Raw genomic sequence first — 22403 nt, forward strand, 5'->3', positions numbered from 1 at the left:
GGAATCAGGAACTTGTGGGGATATTTCAGGACTTGAGGACCAGCACCAGCATGACCAAACCAACTGCCGCGGAACCATGGCCTGACCGTGCCCGCCACCGTCTCCGGGTGGGCGTCACCGGGCTGCGGAAGTCCTGGCCCTCGGTTTTGCTGACGGCCCTGCTGGTGGTTCTCGCAGTCCCAGCGGCCCTGCTGGTTGCCCCGGGTTTCCTTGGGCCCGAACCCCCAGCCCCCGCTCCGCCGGCACCGGCGTGGCAGCAGGCTCCGGCCACACTTTCGCCCGAGCAGGGACTTGCGCCGCTGGATGACTCGGCGGCCGTGCCGCTCGCGGCCAGCGTCACCGCCCAACTGGAACCCCTGTTGAAGACCGACGGCGGCGGTACTTTCACGGGATTGGTCCAGGATGCGCTCACGGGCCAGGTCCTTTTTGATCGCGGGGGTTCCGAGAACCGGGTGCCGGCTTCCAACATGAAGCTGCTGACCGCGGTGGCAGCTTTGCGCTCCCTGGGTCCCGGTCACCGCTTTACCACCCAAGTGGTGGCCGGTTCGGCAGCCGGGCAGGTGGTGCTGGTGGGCGGGGGCGACGTCCTCCTCGGACCCGGGGAATCGAACGGGGACCTGGTGATGGGCCATGCCGGCCTGGCCACGCTCGCTGTCCAAACGATCGAAGCCCTGTCAGCAGCCGGAACCGCCGGGGAGATCAAGGTCCTCGTGGACGATTCCGTGTTCACCGGCCCTGCCCTGAACCCGGCGTGGGAGAGCGGGGACGTGGCAGCGGGGGAAGTGGCGCCCCTGTACCCGCTGGCCCTGAACTCGGCGCGTTTCGATCCCGCCGTCACCACCGGCCCCCGCCCCCAGGACTCAGCCATCACCGTGGCCGAGGAATTCGCCGCCCGGCTGCGGACGGCGGGAGCGGCCGCGGGACTGACCGTGGCGGCCGCCGTCGAGCGGTCCCCGCAGCCGGCACCAGCGGGTGAACCGGCCGAAGACGCAGGCGGGGAGCCGGCCGTCCTGGCCGGGGTGGAGTCGGCGACGGTGGCCGAGCAGGTGGACCACATGCTGCAGGAATCAGACAACTACCTCGCCGAAGTCCTGGGGCGGATGGCGGCAGTAGCGGCAGGCCAGCCTGGCAGCAACGACGGCGCCACGGCTGCCGTCCGGGCGCAGCTCGCCGACGCCGGAATACCCGTTGACGCCATGAAACTCGTGGACGTGTGCGGACTGGCCATGGGCAACCAGGTCTCGGCCCGCCAGTTCGCGGAGGTGGTGCGTGCCATCACCTCGGGCACGGACAGCAGGCTCCGCGCCGCGCTGGACGGCTTTCCGGTAGCCGGCCTCACCGGAACCCTGGACACCCGCTACGGCGACAATTCAACAGCCCGGGGCGCAGGACTGGTCCGTGCCAAGACCGGCACCTTGAACTCGGTGCTGGCGCTCAGCGGCTACGTGGTTGATGCTGACGGCCGCCTCCTGGTCTTCTCCTTCATCGGCAACGGGCTGATGCCGGGCGCTGCGGGCAACAGGGTGGCTCTCGACCGGGCCGCCACGGCGCTCGCGGCCTGCGGCTGCCGCTAGCGCCCTGCTGCCGCCGGGTTCGCCGGTGAGCGAACTTAAGGACTATCCCCAGCCTGCTGTGTTCTGATGGGAACTATGGAGTCCACTGCAGGTGCGTCGTCAGCCCAAACGTTGTCCAGCCAGGCCTCGGCCCTGATCAATTGGGACCTCGCCGCCTCCACCGCGGCGCGGCTGGCTCCTGCCGGTCCGGTCCTGAACCAGGCCGCCATCGCTGACGCGGTGGAAAGCCTCCGCCGGCTTGCCGACGCTTCGGTTGAACACGTGCATGAGATCACCGGGCTGGAAGCCGCAAGGGACCTCCGGGATTCAAACGTGCTGGTGGTGGACCGGGCCTCGTGGGCAAAGGCAAACACCCAAAGCTTCGCCGTAATGCTGAAGCCGGCCATGGAAAAGATGCTCGAAAACCGGCGCGGAAACCTCACCCCGGCCGCGGCCAGCGTCAGCGGCGCCATCACCGGCAGCCAGCTGGGCGCCGTCCTGGCGTTCCTGTCCAGCAAGGTCCTGGGCCAGTACGATCCGTTTGCCGCCCTGGCCGAAGGTTCCACTGCGCCCTCAGGCGGACGCCTGCTCCTGGTAGCGCCCAACATCGTGGCTGTCGAGCGGGAATTGAACGTCGCCCCCGAGGATTTCCGCCTGTGGGTGTGCCTGCACGAGCAGACACACCGGGTGCAGTTCGCTGCGGCACCTTGGCTGCGCCACCACATGCTGGAGCAGATCGACGAGCTCAGCGCCCACCTGCTCGGCAACGTTGACACCCTGATGGAGCGGGCCACCGCAGCTGCCCGCTCGCTGAAGGACCGCGCCGGCAACGGAAACACCCCCGGCCGCGGCGCCATCCTGGACCTCCTGCAGGACCCGGAGGAAAAGGCCGCCATCTCGCACCTGACCGCCGTGATGAGCCTCCTCGAGGGCCACGCCAACGTGGTGATGGACGCCGTTGACGCCAGCATCGTGCCGTCTGTGAAAACCATCCGGCAGCGCTTTAACGACCGCGGCAAGGACCGCGGCGTGATCGAAAAATTCATCCGCAGCCTCCTCGGCCTGGATGCGAAAATGCGCCAGTACTCCGACGGCGCCCGGTTCGTCCGCGCCGTGGTGGACGCCGCGGGAATGGAAGGCTTTAACAGGGTCTGGGAGTCGGCCGACCACCTGCCTACAGAACCGGAAATCCACGACGCCAAGCTGTGGCTTGAGCGGATGGGGCTCTGATTGCCCGGCGCCAGCTTGCCTGACGCGCCCCCGCCGACGGCACCCGCCACAGCGTCTCCCCATCGCAGCGGCCGACGGCGGCCCGGAAGGCTGGCGCCCGTCGTCGGCACAGCCCGCAAGATGCTCCAGGACGCCTTGGCCCGGGCCGGATATCCCGAGCACGTCATTGTGGCCTGCAGCGGCGGCCCGGACTCCCTTGCCCTGGCGTCGGTGGCCGCCTACTTCGCCCGCCGCGGGCACGTCGACGGCCACCCCATAACAGTGGGCGCAGTGGTGGTGGACCACCAGCTGCAGGAGGGTTCGGCGCAGGTGGCTGCGGAGACGGCCCACGTCCTGCAGGAACTGGGCCTCGCCCCCGTGGAAATCCGGACCGTGACCGTGGCCGGGGAAGGCCTCGGGCCGGAAGCCGCCGCGCGGGAAGCACGGCATGCAGCGCTGGAAGCGGCTGCCGGAAGCCAGGGCGCGGCTGCCATCCTGTTGGGACACACTCTGGACGACCAGGCCGAACAGGTGCTGCTGGGCCTGGCCCGGGGCTCGGGGACCCGGTCGCTGGCAGGAATGAGGCCTGCCCGCGGCATGCTGCTTCGCCCGTTCCTGGGGCTTCGCCGGGCGGACACCGAGGAAATCTGCGCCATCGAGGAACTGCAGCCCTGGCACGATCCCAGCAACTCGGACCCCGCCTTCGCCCGGTCACGTACCCGGGTGGAGGTGCTGCCGCACCTCGAGGAAAAACTCGGCCCCGGCGTCGCGGAATCCCTCGCCCGCTCGGCATCCATCCTGCAGTTGGACGCCGACTACCTGGAGGATGTGGCGGAAGCCACCTTCGCGTCCCTGGTGGAGCGGAACGGCCAGGAACTGAGCCTCCCGGAGGACGCGTTGCGGGCCTTGGCCCCCGCCATCAGGTTCCGCGTCATCGCCAAGGCAGCGGCCGACGTCGGTGGGCAGCAGCCCAGCTACCAGCGCCTTCTGGCCGCGGAAGCGCTGCTGCGGCGGCAGGGCTCTGCGGGTCCCGTTGAGCTGCCCGGGGGAGTGAGCGTGTACCGGTTGTCGCTCGCGCAGCTCGAAGACCTCCCGGCCGCCCGTGGCCCGGCCGCCGCGGATAAGGGCACACCCGTTCCCCGCGGAGGCGCACGCTGTGGGAAGCTAGTACTCCGGCCTCAAAAACCGCCCGCAAAATAGTCGCACCCCGCATCTACACAGGAGCCATTGGTGGATTCAAACGACGTCCAGGCAGACCTCAAGCACGTTCTCTACACCAAGGAGCAGATCCAGCAGCGGATCACGGAGCTCGCTGCGCAGATCGACAAGGACTACGAGGGCCGCGAGATCCTTATTGTGGGCGTCCTCAAGGGTGCAGTCATGGTCATGGCTGACTTGGCCCGCGCGCTCCACAGCCACATTTCCATGGACTGGATGGCTGTTTCCTCCTACGGCTCCGGCACCCAGTCCTCCGGAGTGGTCCGCATCCTGAAGGACCTGGACACGGACCTGATGGGCAAGGACGTCCTGATCGTCGAGGACATCATCGACTCCGGCCTCACGCTCTCCTGGCTGAAGACCAATCTGGAATCCCGCGGCACCGCCTCGGTGGAAATCTGCACTGCCTTCCGCAAGCCCACCGCCGCCAAGGTGGAAATCGACGTCAAGTACGTCGGCTATGACATCCCCAATGAATTCGTGGTGGGCTACGGCCTGGACTACGCCGAGAAGTACCGCAATCTCGACTTCGTGGGAACCCTCGCGCCGCACGTTTACGAGTAGGATTCGCCGGCGCGGACATGCACCACGCCGTCTGCCGGGCGGTTATTGTGGGCGCAATTGATGTCGGTGCCCCCGGTTCCAGGCCCGGTGCGGCCGCCTGCCCAAATGGCGGCGGCCACTACGCCCAGAGGGAACTTTTGCCCGGCACCATGCGTGATCTACTCCGGACGGTGTATAGCTAGAAGCTGACGCAGCACCATCACGCGCGCAGATTTCTCGCCGTGCAGCACTACCAGGAGGGACGGGGCCAGCCCCGACACAGATGAAAGCTAAGAACTTCTTCAAGGGCCCGGGCATCTGGATCGTTGTCGTGATCGGCATGCTCCTGGTGGCTTTTGCAACGCTGGCTCCCGGCGGCGCCGCACGGATTGACACGGACAAGGGCCTCGAACTGCTCGCCGGCGACAACGTTGAGCAGGCAAAGATCTTCGATGGTGAAAACCGCGTTGACCTCGTGCTGAAGGAAAACTACCAGCTGGACGGGCAGGACAAGGGCAAGAGCGTCCAGTTCTTCTTCGTTGACGCCCGCGCCCAGGACGTTGTCCGGGCTGTCACCTCGTCCGCACCCAGCGGGGGCTACACGGACCAGCCGATCGAAAGCAACTGGTTCTCCGGCCTGCTCTCCCTCCTCATCCCGGTTATCCTCCTGGGCGCGCTTTTCTGGTTCCTGATGACCCGCATGCAGGGCGGCGGCTCCAAGATCATGCAGTTCGGGAAGTCCAAGGCCAAGATGGTCAGCAAGGACATGCCGCAGGTGACGTTCGCTGACGTGGCAGGCTCCGACGAGGCTGTGGAGGAACTCCAGGAGATCAAGGAATTCCTGCAGGAACCGGCCAAGTTCCAGGCTGTTGGCGCCAAGATCCCCAAGGGCGTGCTGCTGTACGGCCCTCCGGGCACCGGCAAGACCCTCCTCGCCCGCGCTGTGGCAGGCGAGGCCGGCGTTCCCTTCTTCTCCATCTCCGGCTCGGACTTTGTGGAAATGTTCGTGGGTGTGGGCGCCTCCCGTGTCCGCGACCTCTTTGAGCAGGCCAAAACCAACTCGCCCGCCATCATCTTCGTGGACGAAATCGACGCTGTGGGCCGTCACCGCGGTGCCGGCATCGGCGGCGGCAACGATGAACGCGAACAGACCCTCAACCAGCTGCTGGTGGAGATGGACGGCTTCGACGTCAAGACCAATGTCATCCTGATCGCTGCCACCAACCGTCCCGACGTGCTGGACCCCGCGCTGCTGCGCCCGGGCCGCTTCGACCGCCAGATCGGCGTTGAGGCGCCGGACCTGATCGGCCGCGACCAGATCCTGCAGGTTCACGCGAAGGGCAAGCCCATGGCACCCGGGGTGGACCTCAAGGCCGTGGCCAAGAAGACCCCCGGTTACACCGGTGCGGACCTGGCCAACGTGCTCAATGAGGCCGCCCTCCTCACCGCCCGCTCCAACGCCAACCTCATTGACGACCGCGCCTTGGACGAGGCCATCGACCGCGTTATGGCCGGCCCGCAGAAGCGCAGCCGCGTGATGAAGGAACACGAGCGCAAGATCACCGCGTACCACGAAGGGGGCCACGCCCTGGTGGCAGCCGCGCTGCGGAACTCCGCGCCGGTCACCAAGATCACCATCCTTCCCCGCGGCCGCGCACTCGGCTACACGATGGTGGTCCCGGACAACGACAAGTACTCTGTGACCCGCAACGAGCTGCTGGACCAAATGGCCTACGCCATGGGCGGCCGGGTCGCCGAGGAAATCGTCTTCCACGATCCCTCCACCGGCGCCTCCAACGATATCGAGAAAGCCACCGGCACCGCCCGCAAGATGGTTACCGAATACGGCATGAGCGAACGCGTTGGTGCCGTGCGCCTGGGCCAGGGCGGCGGCGAGCCGTTCCTGGGCCGCGACGCCGGGCACGAGCGCAACTACTCGGACCAGATCGCGTACGTGGTGGACGAGGAAGTTCGCCGGCTGATTGACCAGGCCCATGACGAGGCCTACGCCATCCTCATCGAGAACCGGGATGTCCTGGACCGCCTGGCCCTCGAGCTGCTGGAACGCGAAACGCTGAACCAGGCCGAGATCGCCGACATCTTCCGTGATATCCGCAAGCGCGACTTCCGCGAGGTGTGGCTTTCGAAGGAAACCCGTCCGGTCCAGACCGCCGGCCCGGTGGAATCCCGCCAGGAAAAGGCGGAGCGCGAGGCCCAGGAGGAAGCCAAGCAGGCGCGCCTGGACGAGCCGCTGGACGCCCAGCCGCCGCATCCGCAGGGAGTCCCGGAGGATGCCCCGTTCCAGGGAGGCATCCCCGACTCGGGGCCTGACGCCCTTCGCGGCTAAGCTTTCTACCGTGACCCACTTCGACGACGACGACGTTCCCGCCTCCGCCGTACACCTGGCGGAAGGCGGCGCCCACCACTCCAAACACCAGAAAGTGGACCGGCCCCGGATCGAGGCAGCGGTCCGTGAGATTCTCCTGGCCATCGGAGAGGACCCGGACCGCGCCGGCCTCGTGGACACCCCCAAGCGGGTGGGCAAGGCCTATGCCGAGATGTTTGCCGGGCTGCACCATGATCCGGCCGAGATCCTCGCCACCACCTTTGACCTTGACCACGAGGAGCTCGTCCTGGTCAAGGACATCCCGTTCTATTCCACCTGTGAGCACCATTTGGTGCCGTTCCACGGAGTGGCCCACGTAGGCTACATCCCCTCGCACGACGGCAAGGTGACCGGGCTGAGCAAGCTGGCCCGGCTGGTGGACATGTACGCCCGCCGGCCCCAGGTGCAGGAGCGCCTCACCACGGAAATCGTCGAAGCGATGGTCAGCCACCTCAAGCCCCGCGGCGCGATCGTCGTGGTCGAATGCGAACACATGTGCATGTCCATGCGCGGTATCCGCAAGCCCGGAGCAAAGACCGTCACCAGTGCGGTCCGCGGGCAGCTTCATGACCCGGCCACCCGTGCCGAAGCCATGAGCCTCATCCTCGGAAGGTAATCATCAGACCATGGATTCACTAGCTGCAGCGCCGGGAACCGGCCCCGCAACCTCTCCGCTGCCCATCCTGCGCAAACCGCGGCCGGTGGCCCGTTTTGAAGACCTGCCCACTGACCGCACCCTCGTGATGGGCATCGTCAACGTCACCCCGGACTCCTTCAGCGACGGCGGCAAGCATGCGACGGCGGACACCGCCATCGCGGCCGGCCTCCGGATGTTCTACGCCGGCGCGGACATCATCGACGTCGGCGGGGAATCCACCCGACCCGGCGCCGAGGACGTCAGCCCGGAAGTAGAACAACAGCGCGTGATCCCCGTGATCGAGGCGCTCGTGAAAGCCGGTGCCCTCGTCAGCATCGACACTGTCCGCGCGTCCACCGCCGCCGCCGCCCTCAAGGCCGGCGCTGCCATCATCAATGACGTCTCCGGCCTCACGATCGAACCGGAGATGGCCGAACTCGTGGCGTCCTCCAAGGCCCCGTACATCCTCACCCACCGCCGTGGTGACGCCCGCACCATGAATTCCCTGGCGGAGTACAAGGACGTTGCCGGCGAAGTGGTGGCTGAACTGGTCGGGGTGCGGGACAAGCTCTACGCCGCCGGGGTCAGCCAGGAACAGATCATCATCGATCCAGGCCTGGGGTTCGCCAAGAACGACGCCCAGAACTGGGAGCTCCTGCAGAACCTGGACCAGCTGGAAAGCCTGGGCCACAGGATCCTCGTGGGCGCCTCCCGCAAGCGGTTCCTCGGCACCCTGCTGACGGTGGCGGGTAAATCCGCTGCCCCGCAGGAGCGGGATGCCGCCACCGCGGCGATCACTGCCATCAGCGCCTACCGCGGTGCCTGGGCCGTACGCGTGCACGACGTCGGCCCAAGCCTGGACGCCGTCAAGGTTGCCGCGCGCATGGCCGCCCCAAGAACCAGCCAGTAGGCCCAGCCATGGACAGGATTACGCTGACCGGCGTCACCGCCGTCGGCCATCACGGCGTCTTTGATTTTGAACGCCGCGAGGGCCAGCCTTTTGTTGTGGACGCGGTGCTTTATCTGGACTTCGCCAAGGCGGCGGAATCCGATGACGTCCGGGACACCGCGCACTACGGCGAGGTGGCTCAGCGTATTACTGAATGGATATCGGGGGAGCCGCTGAACCTGATAGAGGCGCTGGCCGTCCGGATCGCGGACAGCCTGCTGAATGAATTCCGGCTGCAGGCCGTAGACGTCACGGTGCATAAGCCACAGGCGCCCATCGAGGTGCCCTTCGGGGATGTGGCCGTCAGCGTCCACCGTGCCCGGAACAACGGGGAGAGTCCAGTCCAGGGGGAAAGACCATGAACTCCGGATATTCCAAGGTGGTGTTGGCCCTGGGCAGCAACCTGGGGGAACGCAACGAGACACTGACCGAGGCGGTTGCGGACCTCGTTGACCCGCCGGAGATCCGCCTCCTCGCTGTGTCGCCCATTGTCCAGACCAAGGCCGTCGGCGGACCGCCCGGCCAGCCAGACTTCCTGAACATGGTCATCACGGTGGAAACCAACCTGACCCCGCACGAGCTGCTGGCACATTGCCAGTCCGTGGAAAACAAGCACCACCGCGTGCGGGAGGTGCGCTGGGGGCCGCGCACGCTCGACGTCGATATCATCACCTACGGCGACCTCCGCAGCGATGATCCGGTTCTCACCCTGCCGCACCCACGCGCCGCCACCCGTGCCTTCGTTCTCTACCCGTGGTCGCTCATTGAGCCGGCGGCCACGCTGGACGGCGAACGTATCAGCACTTTGGCTGCGCGGGCGGAGGATTTTGGCGACCTCGCCCCGTTCGACGGCTTCGGCGACTTTGACGGCCTGCCCACCGCGGGGGCGGTGGAGGACCGATGAAACCCATCAATCCTCTGCGCCTCCTGCTCATCGGCTTCATCCTGGCCGTGGCCGGCTGGTCCGCTACCGTGGTGACCAGCCGCTACAGCATGGCCACGCCCGTCCTGCCGCTCACAGCGCTGGCCACCATGGGCGTTATTGTTGCCATCACCCTGATCCTGGGCATCCGGGTCCTGCGGTGGCGCAACAGCAACAAGCCCAACAGCACACAAAAGAAAAAGGTGCTCGATCCGCTCCTCGCAGCCCGGACGCTGGTGCTGGCCCAGGCCTGCGCGTATGCAGGGACGGTCCTGCTCGGCTGGCATGTGGGGATCTTCCTGGACCAGCTGCGGATCTGGAGCCTGCGCAGCAACCAGGGCATCACCTGGCTGGCGCTGGCGATGGCCGGCGGCGGACTGGTGATGATCGTGGTGGGACTGCTGGTTGAACGGTTCTGCAAGATCCCGCCTGAGGACGGCGACACCAACGGGACAGACGGCAAACCGGGCCGCGCGGTGCGCGGGGAAGCCGCGGGGGAAGGCGAATATGCATACCGAGGCGATTGACCCGCCGGGAATCATCTGGCAGCGGGTGTCACCCAAATACGTCACTGTCCGGCTGGTGCAGTGGGCACTGGGGAACCTGATCACCGTCCTCCTCCTGTCCCTGCCCCTGGTGTTGGTTCTTTTGGACGTCTGGGCCTGGCCGCCGCTGTGGCTGGCCATCACCGTCCCGTCCGTGGCATTCGTCCTCGCCATCTGGCGGCTGGTGCTGATCCCGCGCCAGGTGCGGGCCATCGGGTATGCCGAACGGGACGACGACCTGCTGGTCAGGACCGGCATCTTCTTCCAGCGCACCATGGCCGTACCGTACGGGCGGATGCAATACGTGGACATCGGAGTAGGGCCCGTGGAACGCGGACTTGGCCTGTGCACGCTAAAGCTGCATACCGCCTCGCCCGGAACCAACGCCCAGATCCCCGGGCTGCCTGCGGAAGAGGGCGCGCGGCTGCGCGAGCAGCTCGCTGCCCGGGGCGAAGCCCGGCTGGCAGGACTGTGACGGCAGAGGGGCCGCGCCCGGAGCCGGGGGGCCCTGCCACCGTCCCTGCCGCCGGAAGCCCCGTGCCGCACCCTTCGCCCGGCACAGCGCCCGGCACCGCGGCCGACGGCGAATGGCTGCGGGTGCATCCGGCGTCCCCCTTCGTGCGTGGCTGGGTGGCCCTTGCCGCCATCGGCTTTTTCGTCGGCCGGGATGTCTTTGAGCGGGCGCTGCAGGGCAGGCCCATCCTCGAAGATGAATTTGCCGGCCGGGCACCGTTCCTCCTGGCCGGGGGCGCCGTGATGCTGCTCATCGCGGTGCTGGGCTTTATCCTCACCTGGTACTTCACCAAGTACCAGGTGTCTGGCGGCTACGTCCGGGTCAACACCGGCTTCATTTTCCGGCAGCAGCGCCAGGCGCGGCTGGACCGCGTCCAGGCCATCGACATCGTGCAGCCCCTGCTGGCCCGGATCTTCGGCCTGGCCGAGCTCAAGTTCGAGGTGGCCGACGCCGGGGAGTCCGCGGTCCGGCTGGCCTACCTGAAGATGGACGACGCCCGCCAGCTCCGGGCCACCATTCTGGCCAGGGCCGCCGGGGTGACCCTTGATCCTTCCCGCCCGGAAGAGCCGGCACCCGAGGCGCCGGAGTTTCCGGTACTGTCCGTGCCGCCGTCGCGCCTTGTCGGTTCCCTGCTGCTCAGCGAGCAGAGCGTCATTGTGGTGCTGGGCGCCGCGGCGTCCGTCTTTCTGACTGCCGTCACGGGCAATGCCGCGTTCTACTTCTACCTGATCCCGGCTGCCCTCGGCCTGGCAGCCAGCTACTGGGGACTGTTCAACAAGGGCTACAACTTCACCGCGGCCATCTCGCCCGATGGCATTCGGCTGCGCTACGGACTGCTGGACACCCAGGCCCAGACACTTCCGCCGGGCCGGATCCAGGCTTTGAAAGTTAGCCAGCCGCCGCTCTGGCGGGCGCTTGGCTGGTACCGGATCCAGGTCAACGTGGCGGGCTACGGCATCATTGAAAGCGCCGGCGAGGGCTCGGGCCGGACCACCCTCCTGCCGGTGGGCAGGCTCGATGACGTGATGTCGATCCTCGCCCTGGTGCTTCCGGACCCCGGCACGCCGCAGCCCGCCGTGGTGTTCGGTGCCGGGCTCCACGGGCTGGATTCCGACGGTGGCTTCGTCACCACTCCGCGCTGCGCCCGCCTGCTGGCACCGCTGGGTTGGCGCCGCAACGGATTCACGGCCACGGACACAGCGCTGCTGATCCGTTCAGGCCGGTGGTGGCGGGAGCTCGTGGTGGTGCCGCACCAGCGGACCCAGTCCATGGCATTGCACCAGGGCCCGCTGGCGCGCCGGTTCGGGGTAGCCGACCTGCTGCTGCACACCACCGTGGGCCCGGTCACGCCGCGCCTTCGGCAGGCAGACGTGGGGGAGGCGATGGCGCTCTTTGACGAACAATCCGCCCGGGCCCGGCTGGCGCGCAAGCGGCAGACCACTGAGCAGTGGCTTCGGCAGGTGGCTCCGGGGGTTGAGACTGCAACCCAGCCTGCCGAGACCAAGCCCGCCGAGACCCCAGTCCCAACCCAGGAAGGCCCGCAGCATGGCTAAACCCGGACGCCTCGGCGTCGGAATCGTCGGCGCAGGAAAGGTGGGCGCGGTGCTGGGCGCCGCCCTGCGCGGGGCCGAACACGCCGTCGTCGGTGTCTCAGCGGTTTCCGAAGCAAGCCGTGAGCGCGCGGAAACGCTGCTTCCCGGCGTTCCCATCCTGGAAGTCCAGGACATCGTGGAGCGTGCCGAGCTGGTGCTGCTGGCAGTGCCCGACGACGCCCTGCCGGACCTCGTGGACGGCCTCGCGAAACTGGGTGCGTGGCAGCCCGGCCAACTGGTCGCCCACACGTCGGGCCGGTTCGGGGTGGGGGTCCTGCATCCGGTGCGGGCTGCGGGGGCCGTCCCGCTGGCCCTGCATCCGGCCATGACCTTCACCGGGATGACCCTTGACCTGACCCGCCTGCTGGACTGCACCTTCGGCGTCACCGCGGATGCGGCCATGCTGCCCATCGCGCAGGCGCTGGTGGTAGAAATGGGCGCAGAGCCGGTGGCCATTGCCGAGGCGGACAGGACGCTGTACCACGCGGCGCTGGCGCACGGTTCCAACCATCTCGTCACCCTTGTGGCGCAGGCTTCCGAGCTGTTGGCTGAGGTGGGAGTGGAGGCGCCTGAGCGGATGCTGGGTCCGCTGTTGCGGGCAACCCTGGAGAACGCGCTGGCCTCCGGGGAGTCCGCCCTCACCGGCCCGGTAGCCCGCGGCGACACGGGAACGGTGAAGGCGCATGCCGAGGCGTTGCGGGAGTTCGACGGCGGCGGGCAGGGGGACGTGCTCGCGGCTTACCTGGCGATGGCGCGGGCCACAGCCCTGCGCGCCGAGGGGCGCGGGCTGCTGAAACCTGACCAGTTGCGGGAGTTGCGCAAAGCCTTGGAACCGGAGGAAGACTGAGAATGCCCATCAAACTAGTCACTACTGTTGCCGACCTGCACACGGAGAGCGCCCGGCTCCTGGCGTCCAGGCGCGGGACGTCCCAGGGGCTGGTGCCCACCATGGGTGCGCTGCACCAGGGGCATGCCGCCTTGGCCCGGACCGCCGTCGAACAGAACGATGTTGTGGTGGCCACCATCTTCGTCAACCCGCTGCAGTTCGGCGACGCCACGGACCTGGACCGCTACCCGCGGACGCTCGACGCCGACCTCGCCCTGCTTGAAGGGCAGGGAGTGGACCTGGCCTTTGCCCCGTCCGTGGACGAGGTGTACCCGGGCGGCACGCCGCTGGTGCGGATCACCTCAGGAGTGCTGGGGGAGAAGTGGGAGGGTGCTTCACGGCCGGGCCACTTCGACGGCGCCCTTACGGTAGTGGCCAAGCTGCTGCACTACGGAATCCCGGGGGCAGGGCTGCCCGCTTCCGGCGTGGCGGAGGCGGGCCTGCCCGCCTACCGGGCCTACTTCGGGCAGAAGGACGCCCAGCAGCTGGCGCTGGTCCGGCGGATGGTGGCTGACCTGAACTTCCCGGTGGAAATCGTGGCTGTGCCCACCGTGCGTGCCGTCGACGGGCTGGCGCTGTCCAGCCGCAACCGCTTCCTGTCCGGGGAAGAGCGCGAGGCGGCGCTAGTGCTGTTCCGCGCACTGCGGCTGCTTGAGGAGCGGGCGAAGGCCCGGGAGCCGCTGGATCTCGAGTCGGCGCAGGCGATGGTGGAGTCCCAGCCGCTGGTGGGTTTGGACTACTTCGATGTTGTTGACCCGGCCACCTTGGAACCGCTCGCGGAGAACTGCCGCGAGACGCCGTTCCGGGGCGAGGCCCTCGCGCTCATTGCGGCCAAAGTGGGACCGGTGCGGTTGATCGACAACGTGCCGTTGAGCTCGTAGCTGGGCTCCTTACGCCCCGCGGGTTGGCCCGGCGGCCCTGGCCGGCCGGCCTGGAAGTTAGATGCCAGGCAATTCGCGGTTGACCAACAACTGTTCAAGGAGCGCCCGCTCCGGCCTGCCCGGATTTCTGGCGACGCAGCGCCGGAGCCTTGCCCTTGCCAGCTCTTCGCCGGGTTCTTCCCTGTGCAGCACTTCGTCGATGATTTCCTGGGCCTGCCACCGGAGTGACTCGACGGCGAACTGGCGGATCTCGGCCGGCGTATCGCTGGCCATCCAGGGGTCCGGGTCCGATGGCACGCTCTGGAACATCCGCTCTGCTGACATGAGGGGCCTCCTTGCACCAATCCGAAGTGGCCGGGGCCTCTGCGGTGTCGTACGCACTGCGCTACAAGAAACATTACAGCTGGGGAGACCGGTCTGTCTTTACCGCGGGCGGTAAACTGGAGATGTTATGAACCCAGAAGCGGAGCTTTCCCCGTCCGGGGCGGCGGATCACATACCGCCAGCCACGCCTTCCACGGTGGCTCCTTCACCCATGGTTGCCGAAGCGCCCGTTCAAGAGACCATAACCGCTAAATCCGTTGCCAGGATCATGACCGTTGCCTATGAGCTTTTCTCGCGGCGGGGTGTGCGGGACGTTGGGGTGAATGAGTTGATTGAGCGGTCGGGGGTGGCTAAGGCAACTTTCTACCGGCACTTCCCGTCAAAGGACTCGCTGGTCCTTGCCTTCCTGGAACAGCGGGACAAGCAATGGACCGTGGATGCGATTGTCTCGGAGGCACGCCGCCGGGGAAGCACGCCCGCCGAGCAGTTGTTGGCCATTTTCGACGTCTTTGGCGACTGGTTCCTGCGCGAGGATTTCGAAGCCTGTTCCTTCATCAACGTCCTGCTGGAAATGGGCCCGGCCCATCCGCTGGGCCAGGCGAGCATCGATTACCTCGCAAAGATCCGCGGACATGTGCAGGTCCTGGCCGAAGAAGCAGGGTTGGCCCGCCCGGAGGAGTTTGCCCGGTCCTGGCACATCCTTATGAAGGGCTCGATTATCTCTGCCACCGAGGGCGACATGCAGGCGGCCAAGCGCGCGCAGCAGATGGCCGGCTGGCTGATCGAGCACCACCGGAGCTAGCCCAACCATCAGGTATCGGGGCACTGGCATGTTCCCGTGCCGGCCCAGCCTCACGACCAGGATGCCCTGGAATACTCAGCTTGCTTATTACTTTCCGCCTTCCTAGGCTGGAAACTGTCAGGCAAACAACTCTCGAAGCGGCACCGCCGCGCGCGCATCGCCCAGGCGGCGTCCGCCCCAAGCGAGGAGGAAAGAATGTCAGAACACAGCATCGCAGGCAAGAAGGTCGCATTCCTGTTGACGGACGGCGTCGAACAGGTTGAGCTCACCAGCCCCTGGCAGGCAGTCAAGGACGCCGGCGGGCAACCCCTCCTGGTGGCCCCCAAGAGCGGAAAGCTGCAGGGGTACAAAGGGACCGAAAAAGGTGACACCTTCGACGTCGACCTAACAGTCGCAGAGGCGAATGCCTCCGACTTTGACGCCCTGGTCCTTCCCGGCGGCGTGGTGAACGCGGACCATCTCCGCGTGGACAAGGACGCCCAGAGCTTCACCCGGAGCTTCTTCGAACAGCACAAGCCCGTTGCTTCCATCTGCCACGGACCGTGGCTGCTCATTGAGGCAGGAGTGGTGCGCGGGCGGAACCTCACGTCCTACCACACGCTCCAGACGGACCTGACAAACGCAGGCGCCAACTGGACGGACGAGGAAGTGGTAGTGGACCAGGGCCTGGTCACCAGCCGCAACCCGGATGACCTCCCGGCCTTCAACGGCAAACTGGTGGAGGAAATCTCGGAGGGCCAGCACGCCGGCCAGACCGCCTGACCGCCTGACCTCCGGGGCGGGTGGCGGCCCGCGGGCCTGATCGGCCCGCCGGCGGCCCTTTCTGAATCCCCAGTGTTCCCTCAGGGTTAAAGAAAAGTTCCGCGGGGAGGAATTACTCCAAGCGGTAGAGTGTTGGAGTTTGCAGCGACGCTGATCGCGCACCACTTCCACAACTCCCTGAGGGAACACGCATGTCTACCGAAGTTTCTCCGAACGCCAGCGGCCAGTCCGTTAAGGCTGCAGGAACCAAGCCCTCCTCACCGGAGAAGATGTCCCGCGAATCGGTGACCATCATCAGCACGCTGTTGGTGGCAACGTTTGTGGTGATCCTCAACGAGACCATCATGAACGTCGCCCTGCAGCGGCTCATGGTGGAACTCCAGGTGGACGCGCCCACCGTCCAGTGGCTCTCCACCGGCTTTATGCTCACCATGGCCGTGGTGATCCCCACCACTGGATTCATCCTGCAGAGCCTGTCCACCCGGGCTGTGTTTATGCTGGCCATGGGCCTGTTCGCCGGCGGTACCGCGCTCGCGGCAGTAGCTCCCGGCTTTGAGCTGCTCCTGCTGGCCCGGATCGTCCAGGCCGGCGGTACGGCCATTATGCTGCCGCTGCTGATGACCACCATTCTGACCCTGGTTCCGCTGGCCAAGCGCGGCGCCGTGATGGGCAACGTCAGCATCGCAATCTCCGTGGCCCCGGCCATGGGCCCCACGGTTTCCGGTCTTATCCTTGAGCACTTCACCTGGCGCTTTATGTTTGTGTTCGTCCTCCCCGTGGCCCTCGCCGCCCTTGCCATTGGTGCCAAGTACCTGACCAACATCGGCGAGGTGGAGAAGACAAAGCTGGACGCACTTTCCGTTGTCCTCACCGTCCCGGCATTCGGCGGACTGGTCTATGGACTGAGCCAGATCGGCGGCGGCCACGGCGGCCAGGCCGGCCCCGGCGCCGTCGCGATCACCGCTCTGGTGATCGGCGTCGTCGGCCTCACGGCATTTGTCCTCCGCCAGGTGCGCCTGCAGAAGGCCGAAGCCCCGCTGCTGGACCTGCGCGCCTTCAAATTCCGCATGTTCACCGTTTCGGTCCTGCTGATGGTGGTGGCAATGATGGCGCTGTTCGGCGGCGTCATCCTGCTGCCCCTGTACCTGCAGGAGATTCGCGGCCTGGGCTCCCTGGAGACCGGCCTGGCGCTCCTCCCCGGCGGCCTGGCGATGGGCCTGTTGGGGCCGGTCATCGGCCGGCTGTTCGATAAGGTAGGGCCGCTGCCGCTCACCATCACCGGCTCCATCCTCATGGTGCTGGCCCTCTGGCAGTTCTCAATGCTCGACGCCGGCACGTCCGTGGCGTGGATCGTCACCCTTCACGTGGGGCTGAGTTTCGGTTTGGCACTGCTCTTCACTCCGGCGTTCACAACGGGACTGAACCCGCTTCCGCCGCACCTCTACTCGCACGGGTCCGCAATCATGAGCACCACGCAGCAGGTGGCCGGCGCCGCGGGCACCGCCCTGCTGGTGTCCATCTTCGCGGTCGTTTCCGCGACGTCGGGACTCGTCGCCGGGATGAGCGCCGCCTTCCTGACGGCGACCGTCATAGCCCTCGCCGCCGTCGTACTTTCAGCGATGATGCGCAAGACCGAAGGTGCCGCCCCGGGGCACGCTCCCGGCCACTGACCCACCCCTGGCCCAACTGAGTAGCGCTAAGTGTCGTTTTGACCGCCCAGAACGACACTTGGCGCTACTTACTTGGGTCAGCCGGCGTAGAAGTCCGCGAGTTCCTTGATCAGCCGGTCCGGGGCTTTGATGACGCCGTCGTGGCCGTGGCCGGGCAGGATGGTGTAGCTGGAGCCTGAGAGGACGTCGTGGATCTGGCCGCAGGCCACCCCGAAGTAGGCCGGGCTCTTTTCGCCCACCACGATCAGGGTCTCCAGCGGCAGTTCCAGGAACGGCTCTGCGGGCATGTCCGCGGCGATGATCGCCTTGATTTCCCGGACGCCGGTCCTCATCATCTCGCGCTGCTGCCTGCCCTCGGACGTTCCGGCCGTCAGCTTGTTGGCCAGGGTCAGCATGGAAAGCGGCATGCGGGATGAGAAGGCGCCGCCAGCTTCAAGGCCGCGCTGCAGGACGGCGAGGGCGCGGTCGTCATCCCCGGCAGCGGCGGCGCGCTCGTACTCGGCGGTCCAGTCCGCCTTGACGCTGTGGTTCACGGAGACTGCGGGGTCATAGACAGCGAGCCGTTCCACCGGGAGTGTACGGGCGGCGTGAAGGGCGACGGCGCCGCCGAAGCTGTGGCCGAAAACGTCCGTGCTGGAGGTGTGCTTCATGACCGTCGCCAGGTCCCGGATGTCCACATCGAGGGTGTAGTCCTCCGGCTGCGGCGACGAGGAGCCCCGGCCCCGTCTGTTGAACGTGTGGACCGGCCGGCCCAGCGCTGCGCTGAGCTTCTGCGCGAACCTGGTGTAGTCCGCCGCGGTCACCATTGAGGGCGGGACAATAACAACGCCCGAACCGGCGGAAGCGAATTCCGCGCCTGTGGAGAAGAGCTCCAGAGTGCCGCCGTCGGGGGTCCTGATGTTCTCACGCGTCATGTTCCGAGCCTAGCCGAGCAACCTGAACACAGGCACCATGGACACCGTCAGCCGCCTGGGGCGCACAACGTCCGTCAGCCGAGGCTTTTGATGAGCACGGCGCTTTGTTCGCGAATGGCGGTCAGCTCCCGGCCAAGCCCGCAGAGGATAAGCCCGGCATCAGCCGCCTGCAGCGGCGAGCCGGATGTCGCCATTCCGTCAGCGCGAAGGTTAATCAGGGATTCAACAAGGCGGAAGGCGAGATCGCCCCGATCGTCTCCTAAAGCGACTGCAGGGTCACTGGGGGACAGCGCCGCTCCCAGCTCCCGGTACAGGTTGCGCAGCTCCTGCCGGTTTGCGAGGAAACGGGCGAAGCGCGCGCTGCGGGCCTCGGGCAGGTGGTAGAGGACTCCGAGGTTCCAGCGGGCGCTGCACAGTTGCCTTCCGTCGTAGAGCGCGACGGCGTGGAGCCGGCTTCCGGCCGGAGCCTCACTTGGCGGCAGGGCCGCCACCGCGCGCGCAAACTTCAGCCCGCCCAGCACGGTGCCCTCCAGCAGGTCTTCGAGGATGTCGTCCTTGGTTTTGAAGTGGTGGTAAAGGGATGACTGCCTGATCCCCACGGCATCCGCAATGGAGCGGGTGGACGTGTTGGCGAACCCCTGGGTGGTGAAAAGCTCGGCCGCCGCATCCAGGATTTCGTCACGGGCGGTGGCCCCGGGCCTGGAGGGCTGTTGGCTGCGGGGTCTCCCCGGTCCGGCTGAAGTCACCGCATCATTCTTGCACCCGCATCGGGGCCTTCGCGGCGCTCCGGCTGGAGGTGAGGGGACGGAAATACAGCGGAAACAAGATGTCTATGTGCCTTTTACAGAGGCGAAACTCGTTGGGGACATCACGCTGGAAAACTATCAAGTGACCGGTATTCCGCAGCCATCGGCCGAGTGCTGCATTATCGGCAGGCTCCACCCCAACGCCGTTCCAGCCCCCGGAGAATCCGATGACTTCAACCGTTCTTCCCACCGTCCACGCGGACGATGCGGACCTGACGTCCCTTGGCTACGAGCCCACGCTTCACCGGAAACTCGGCCGCTACGCTTCCTTCGCCGCCGGTTTTTCCTTTGTGTCCATCCTGACCACCATCTTCCAGCTGTTCGCCTTCGGCTACTCGTTCGCCGGGCCGGCCTTCTTCTGGACCTGGCCGGTGGTGCTGGTGGGCCAGCTTCTTGTGGCCCTGAACTTCGCCGAACTCGCCGCCCGCTACCCGCTGTCGGGAGCCGTGTACCAGTGGGCACGCCGTGTGGGTGGCGAGGGCGTGGGCTGGTTCGCCGGCTGGTTCATGGCCATCGCCCAAGTGGTCACCGCGGCCGCCGCTGCGATCGCCCTGCAGGTGGTGCTGCCCCAGCTTTGGGACGGGTTCCAGATAGTGGGCGGTGATCCGGCGCTGAATACCGTGACCGGCGCCGCCAACGCTGTCATCCTGGGAGCAGTGCTGCTGGTGGCCACCACCATTATCAACTCCCTCGGCGTCAAACTCATGGCGCACGTCAACTCCGTCGGCGTCACCTGCGAAATCGTCGGCGTTGTGGCCGTCATCCTCGCACTCATCAGCGCCGCGCAGCGCGGGCCCGATGTTGTTGCGGACACCACCGTGCTCCAGGGCTCGGACCTCGGCGCCGTCGGAGCCTTCCTGGTATCAGGGCTGATGGCCGCCTACGTCATGGTGGGCTTCAACTCCGCCGGGGAGCTTTCCGAAGAGACCAAGGACCCCCGCCGTACCGCTCCGCGCACCATCCTTTCGGCCCTGCTCATCTCCGGAATCGGCGGAGCACTGATGATCATCACCGCCCTGATGGCTGCACCAAGCCTTGACGACGGCCGGCTCGCCACCGAAGGCCTGCCCTACGTCCTCACCGCAGTCCTGGGCACCTTCTGGGGCAAAGTCCTGCTGGTGGACGTGGCCATCGCCATCTTTGTCTGCACCCTTGCCATCCAGACCGCCGGTTCGCGGTTGGTGTTCTCCATGGCACGCGACGGGAAACTCCCGGCGTCGGCGCTGCTGTCCTCGGTCCATCCCACCCGCGGGACGCCCATGTGGCCCTCGATCGTCATCGGCGCCCTGGCTGTTGGCGTGCTGGCCATCAACGTAGGCAACGCGGCCCTGTTCACCACCCTCTGCAGCGTCTGCATCGTGATGGTCTACATCGCCTACCTCCTGGTCACCGTGCCGCAGCTGCTCAACAGGCTCCGGGGCGACTGGAACCGGGTAGGGCAGACGCTGCCGGCAGGACTCTTCTCGCTCGGACGCTGGGGGCTGCCCGTCAACATCCTCGCCGTCCTCTACGGAGCACTGATGGTGGTCAACCTCGCCTGGCCCCGGCCCGAGGTCTACGACCCCACCGGCGAAAACGGCATCCTCCTCTACTCAGCACCGCTCATGGTGACGGTGGTCCTGCTCCTTGGACTCTGGGTCCGGCGCAAGAACCTGGCCACCAACGCCTAAGCCACCCCGAACTTCACCAGCTTTTTCCGACAAACACCACCACGCGGACCAACACAGGACTGACATGATACAAGTAACCGAAAGCCCAGCAGCCGGTACGGCCACCACCGCCGGCGCCCGTGCCCACGCCAGGGAACAGCACGGCAGGACAGCTGACACCATGCGCTTCGTTCCGGCTGCTACTGCCCCGGCACACCTGACAGCGGGCCTTCCTGCAGGCGCCATCGCCGCGCTTTCCTGGGCGGAATCCCTGGCCTTCGGCCGTTACACCACCATGAACCTGGCCCGCGGCACCAGGATCAGGCTCACGGATACCCAGGGGGATGCCTGCGTGCATGCCCTCCTCTACCGCGCCGGAGCCCTGCACGAACGGCTCAACATCGCTGACACCGTGAAGGTTCCCTGGCAGGCCTACCCAGGTGCAGGCCACCCGCTCCTCTCCGACGCCGGCCGGTTGATGGCCACGATCGTCGCTGACAGCTCGACCCGCCACGACGCCCTCACCGGCGCCACCACACTTGAAGGCAACACGGCCAGGTACGGTGCAGGAACTGCCCACAGCGCATCCCCGGCCGCCCGCGAACTGCTCACCCTTGGCGCCCTGAAGAGCGGCCTGGGTCCCCGCGACGTGGCACCGTCGCTGTCCCTGTTCAAGGGCGTCAGCGTTGGCCCTTCCGGCAGCATCACCTTCACCGGAAGCGCCGGCCCGGGCGCCGCCGTCGAACTTCTGCTCCAGATGGACGCGGTGCTGGTCCTGGCCAACACCGCGCACCCGCTGGACCCGCGCACGGACTTCACCGGAACCGCCGTCGACATCGTTGCCTGGCACTCGCCGCAGGACCTCGCTGCACTGGAGGCCGGCACCCTCAACGGCCCCCTGGCTCCCGAACACCTGCAGGCACTGCACAACACCGAACACGACCTGACCGCAAGGAACGCCCGATGAACACCGCCACTTACACCGATCCCATCACGGACGCCCGCCACCTTGCCCTCACACCGGGCGCCGTGGTCCTTGACAAATTCGTCGATGCCCGCGGCCCCTGGTCCGCCGTGATCTCTGCCGGAGACGTCCTGACCATCGTGGACCTGGAAGGCAACCAGGCCGTGGACTGCCTGCTGTACGCCGCAGGTGACCCCACCGTCCGTTACTCCGCCGCCGTCACCATCGCCCGGCAGCAGTCCATCGTCCTGACCACCGGTTCGGTCCTGCGGGCGGAAACGGGAGTTCCCCTGATGACCGTCGTGGCAGACGAGGTGGGCGTCCACGACACCATCGGCGGGGCCTGCTCCCAGGAATCAAACACCCTCCGCTACGGGCAGCACACCCGCGAACAGCACGCCTGCGTGGAGAACTTCCTGATCGAGGGCTCACGCTGGGGACTCGGGAAGCGGGACCTGGTGTCCAACATCAACTGGTTCATGAACGTTCCCGTGGACCCGGACGGTGCCCTGGGCATTGTGGACGGACTCTCCGCTCCCGGAAAGCGCGTGGCACTGCGGGCAGAAGTGGACACCCTGGTGCTGGTGTCCAACTGCCCGCAGATCAACAACCCGTGCAACGGCTTCAACCCCACCCCTGTCCGCATGATCGTCACCCGTCCGGAGGCAGCCCTGTGA

Annotated in this window: 23 protein-coding genes; 20 read left to right on the top strand and 3 right to left on the bottom strand. The window is 66.8% G+C overall.

Annotation, left to right across the window (positions count from 1 at the left end; translation table 11 throughout):
- The first annotated feature begins 50 nt into the window (after positions 1-50).
- The 14 genes from dacB (at position 51) to panC (ending at position 13835) form a co-directional block, all read left to right on the top strand.
- Positions 51-1574 carry a D-alanyl-D-alanine carboxypeptidase/D-alanyl-D-alanine-endopeptidase gene (gene dacB, locus G6R19_RS00485; protein ID WP_163161278.1) on the top strand — a complete coding sequence of 508 codons (1524 nt, stop codon included), beginning with the start codon at positions 51-53 and terminating at the stop codon, positions 1572-1574.
- 75 nt (positions 1575-1649) lie between these two features.
- Entirely contained in the window at positions 1650-2783 is a 1134-nt protein-coding gene (locus G6R19_RS00490; protein WP_163161280.1) for a zinc-dependent metalloprotease, read from the top strand.
- A 120-nt stretch (positions 2784-2903) separates the two neighbouring features.
- Positions 2904-3962, top strand: a complete 1059-nt coding sequence (tilS, locus tag G6R19_RS00495; RefSeq protein ID WP_163162798.1) for a tRNA lysidine(34) synthetase TilS — start codon at positions 2904-2906, stop codon at positions 3960-3962.
- Between the two features lie 30 nt (positions 3963-3992).
- Entirely contained in the window at positions 3993-4544 is a 552-nt protein-coding gene (hpt, locus tag G6R19_RS00500) for a hypoxanthine phosphoribosyltransferase (RefSeq protein ID WP_041651844.1), read from the top strand.
- A gap of 262 nt (positions 4545-4806) precedes the next feature.
- Positions 4807-6870: an ATP-dependent zinc metalloprotease FtsH gene (ftsH, locus tag G6R19_RS00505; RefSeq protein WP_163161282.1), complete on the top strand. Its 2064-nt coding sequence runs from the start codon at positions 4807-4809 to the stop codon at positions 6868-6870.
- A gap of 10 nt (positions 6871-6880) precedes the next feature.
- Positions 6881-7525, top strand: a complete 645-nt coding sequence (gene folE, locus G6R19_RS00510) for a GTP cyclohydrolase I FolE (RefSeq protein ID WP_163161284.1) — start codon at positions 6881-6883, stop codon at positions 7523-7525.
- Between the two features lie 10 nt (positions 7526-7535).
- A complete protein-coding gene (gene folP / locus G6R19_RS00515) occupies positions 7536-8456 on the top strand; it encodes a dihydropteroate synthase (protein WP_163161286.1) in 921 nt (306 codons plus the stop codon).
- Between the two features lie 8 nt (positions 8457-8464).
- Positions 8465-8857, top strand: coding sequence for a dihydroneopterin aldolase (folB, locus tag G6R19_RS00520; protein ID WP_163161288.1), 393 nt, complete (start codon positions 8465-8467; stop codon positions 8855-8857).
- Complete coding sequence (folK, locus tag G6R19_RS00525) at positions 8854-9399, top strand: 2-amino-4-hydroxy-6-hydroxymethyldihydropteridine diphosphokinase (RefSeq protein WP_163161290.1); 546 nt, start codon at positions 8854-8856, stop codon at positions 9397-9399. The genes folB and folK overlap by 4 nt, the downstream gene beginning before the upstream one ends.
- Entirely contained in the window at positions 9396-9944 is a 549-nt protein-coding gene (locus G6R19_RS00530) for a DUF3180 domain-containing protein (protein ID WP_163161292.1), read from the top strand. The genes folK and G6R19_RS00530 overlap by 4 nt, the downstream gene beginning before the upstream one ends.
- On the top strand, positions 9925-10437 hold the full coding sequence (locus G6R19_RS00535; RefSeq protein WP_163161294.1) for a PH domain-containing protein: 513 nt from the start codon (positions 9925-9927) through the stop codon (positions 10435-10437). The genes G6R19_RS00530 and G6R19_RS00535 overlap by 20 nt, the downstream gene beginning before the upstream one ends.
- A gap of 62 nt (positions 10438-10499) precedes the next feature.
- On the top strand, positions 10500-12029 hold the full coding sequence (locus G6R19_RS00540; protein ID WP_240341708.1) for a PH domain-containing protein: 1530 nt from the start codon (positions 10500-10502) through the stop codon (positions 12027-12029).
- Positions 12022-12915: a DUF2520 domain-containing protein gene (locus tag G6R19_RS00545; RefSeq protein ID WP_163161298.1), complete on the top strand. Its 894-nt coding sequence runs from the start codon at positions 12022-12024 to the stop codon at positions 12913-12915. The genes G6R19_RS00540 and G6R19_RS00545 overlap by 8 nt, the downstream gene beginning before the upstream one ends.
- 2 nt (positions 12916-12917) lie before the next feature.
- Positions 12918-13835, top strand: coding sequence for a pantoate--beta-alanine ligase (gene panC, locus G6R19_RS00550; RefSeq protein ID WP_163161300.1), 918 nt, complete (start codon positions 12918-12920; stop codon positions 13833-13835).
- Positions 13836-13892: 57 nt separating this feature from the next.
- Here panC and G6R19_RS00555 read toward each other — a convergent pair whose 3' ends face one another.
- Positions 13893-14159 carry a hypothetical protein gene (locus G6R19_RS00555; RefSeq protein ID WP_163161302.1) on the bottom strand — a complete coding sequence of 89 codons (267 nt, stop codon included), beginning with the start codon at positions 14157-14159 and terminating at the stop codon, positions 13893-13895.
- 211 nt (positions 14160-14370) lie between these two features.
- On the opposite strand from G6R19_RS00555, the gene G6R19_RS00560 reads away from it, so the two are divergent.
- From G6R19_RS00560 to G6R19_RS00570, 3 genes are all read left to right on the top strand, one after another.
- The gene (locus G6R19_RS00560; RefSeq protein WP_163162800.1) at positions 14371-14961 is read left to right on the top strand and encodes a TetR/AcrR family transcriptional regulator; all 591 of its coding nucleotides are present in this window, start codon (positions 14371-14373) and stop codon (positions 14959-14961) included.
- 195 nt (positions 14962-15156) lie between these two features.
- Positions 15157-15723, top strand: a complete 567-nt coding sequence (locus G6R19_RS00565; protein WP_163161304.1) for a type 1 glutamine amidotransferase domain-containing protein — start codon at positions 15157-15159, stop codon at positions 15721-15723.
- A 191-nt stretch (positions 15724-15914) separates the two neighbouring features.
- Positions 15915-17393, top strand: a complete 1479-nt coding sequence (locus tag G6R19_RS00570) for a DHA2 family efflux MFS transporter permease subunit (protein ID WP_163161306.1) — start codon at positions 15915-15917, stop codon at positions 17391-17393.
- Positions 17394-17470: 77 nt separating this feature from the next.
- On the opposite strand, the gene G6R19_RS00575 is transcribed toward G6R19_RS00570, so the two are convergent.
- Both G6R19_RS00575 and G6R19_RS00580 read right to left on the bottom strand, forming a co-directional pair.
- Positions 17471-18307 (bottom strand): alpha/beta hydrolase, encoded by an 837-nt coding sequence (locus tag G6R19_RS00575; protein ID WP_163161308.1) that lies wholly within the window; start codon positions 18305-18307, stop codon positions 17471-17473.
- A 74-nt stretch (positions 18308-18381) separates the two neighbouring features.
- Positions 18382-19053 carry a TetR/AcrR family transcriptional regulator gene (locus G6R19_RS00580; RefSeq protein ID WP_163161310.1) on the bottom strand — a complete coding sequence of 224 codons (672 nt, stop codon included), beginning with the start codon at positions 19051-19053 and terminating at the stop codon, positions 18382-18384.
- 227 nt (positions 19054-19280) lie between these two features.
- Between G6R19_RS00580 and G6R19_RS00585 the strand changes: the two genes are divergently transcribed.
- The 3 genes from G6R19_RS00585 to G6R19_RS00595 all read left to right on the top strand — a co-directional run bounded on the left by G6R19_RS00585 (position 19281) and on the right by G6R19_RS00595 (position 22403).
- Positions 19281-20783, top strand: coding sequence for an amino acid permease (locus G6R19_RS00585; protein ID WP_163161312.1), 1503 nt, complete (start codon positions 19281-19283; stop codon positions 20781-20783).
- A gap of 64 nt (positions 20784-20847) precedes the next feature.
- Positions 20848-21729, top strand: a complete 882-nt coding sequence (locus tag G6R19_RS00590; RefSeq protein WP_163161314.1) for an urea amidolyase associated protein UAAP1 — start codon at positions 20848-20850, stop codon at positions 21727-21729.
- Positions 21726-22403, top strand: a complete 678-nt coding sequence (locus G6R19_RS00595) for an urea amidolyase associated protein UAAP2 (protein WP_163161316.1) — start codon at positions 21726-21728, stop codon at positions 22401-22403. Before G6R19_RS00590 ends, G6R19_RS00595 begins: the two co-directional genes overlap by 4 nt.

Source organism: Arthrobacter sp. Alg241-R88, assembly GCF_900537115.1.
Classification (GTDB): Bacteria; Actinomycetota; Actinomycetes; order Actinomycetales; family Micrococcaceae; genus Arthrobacter.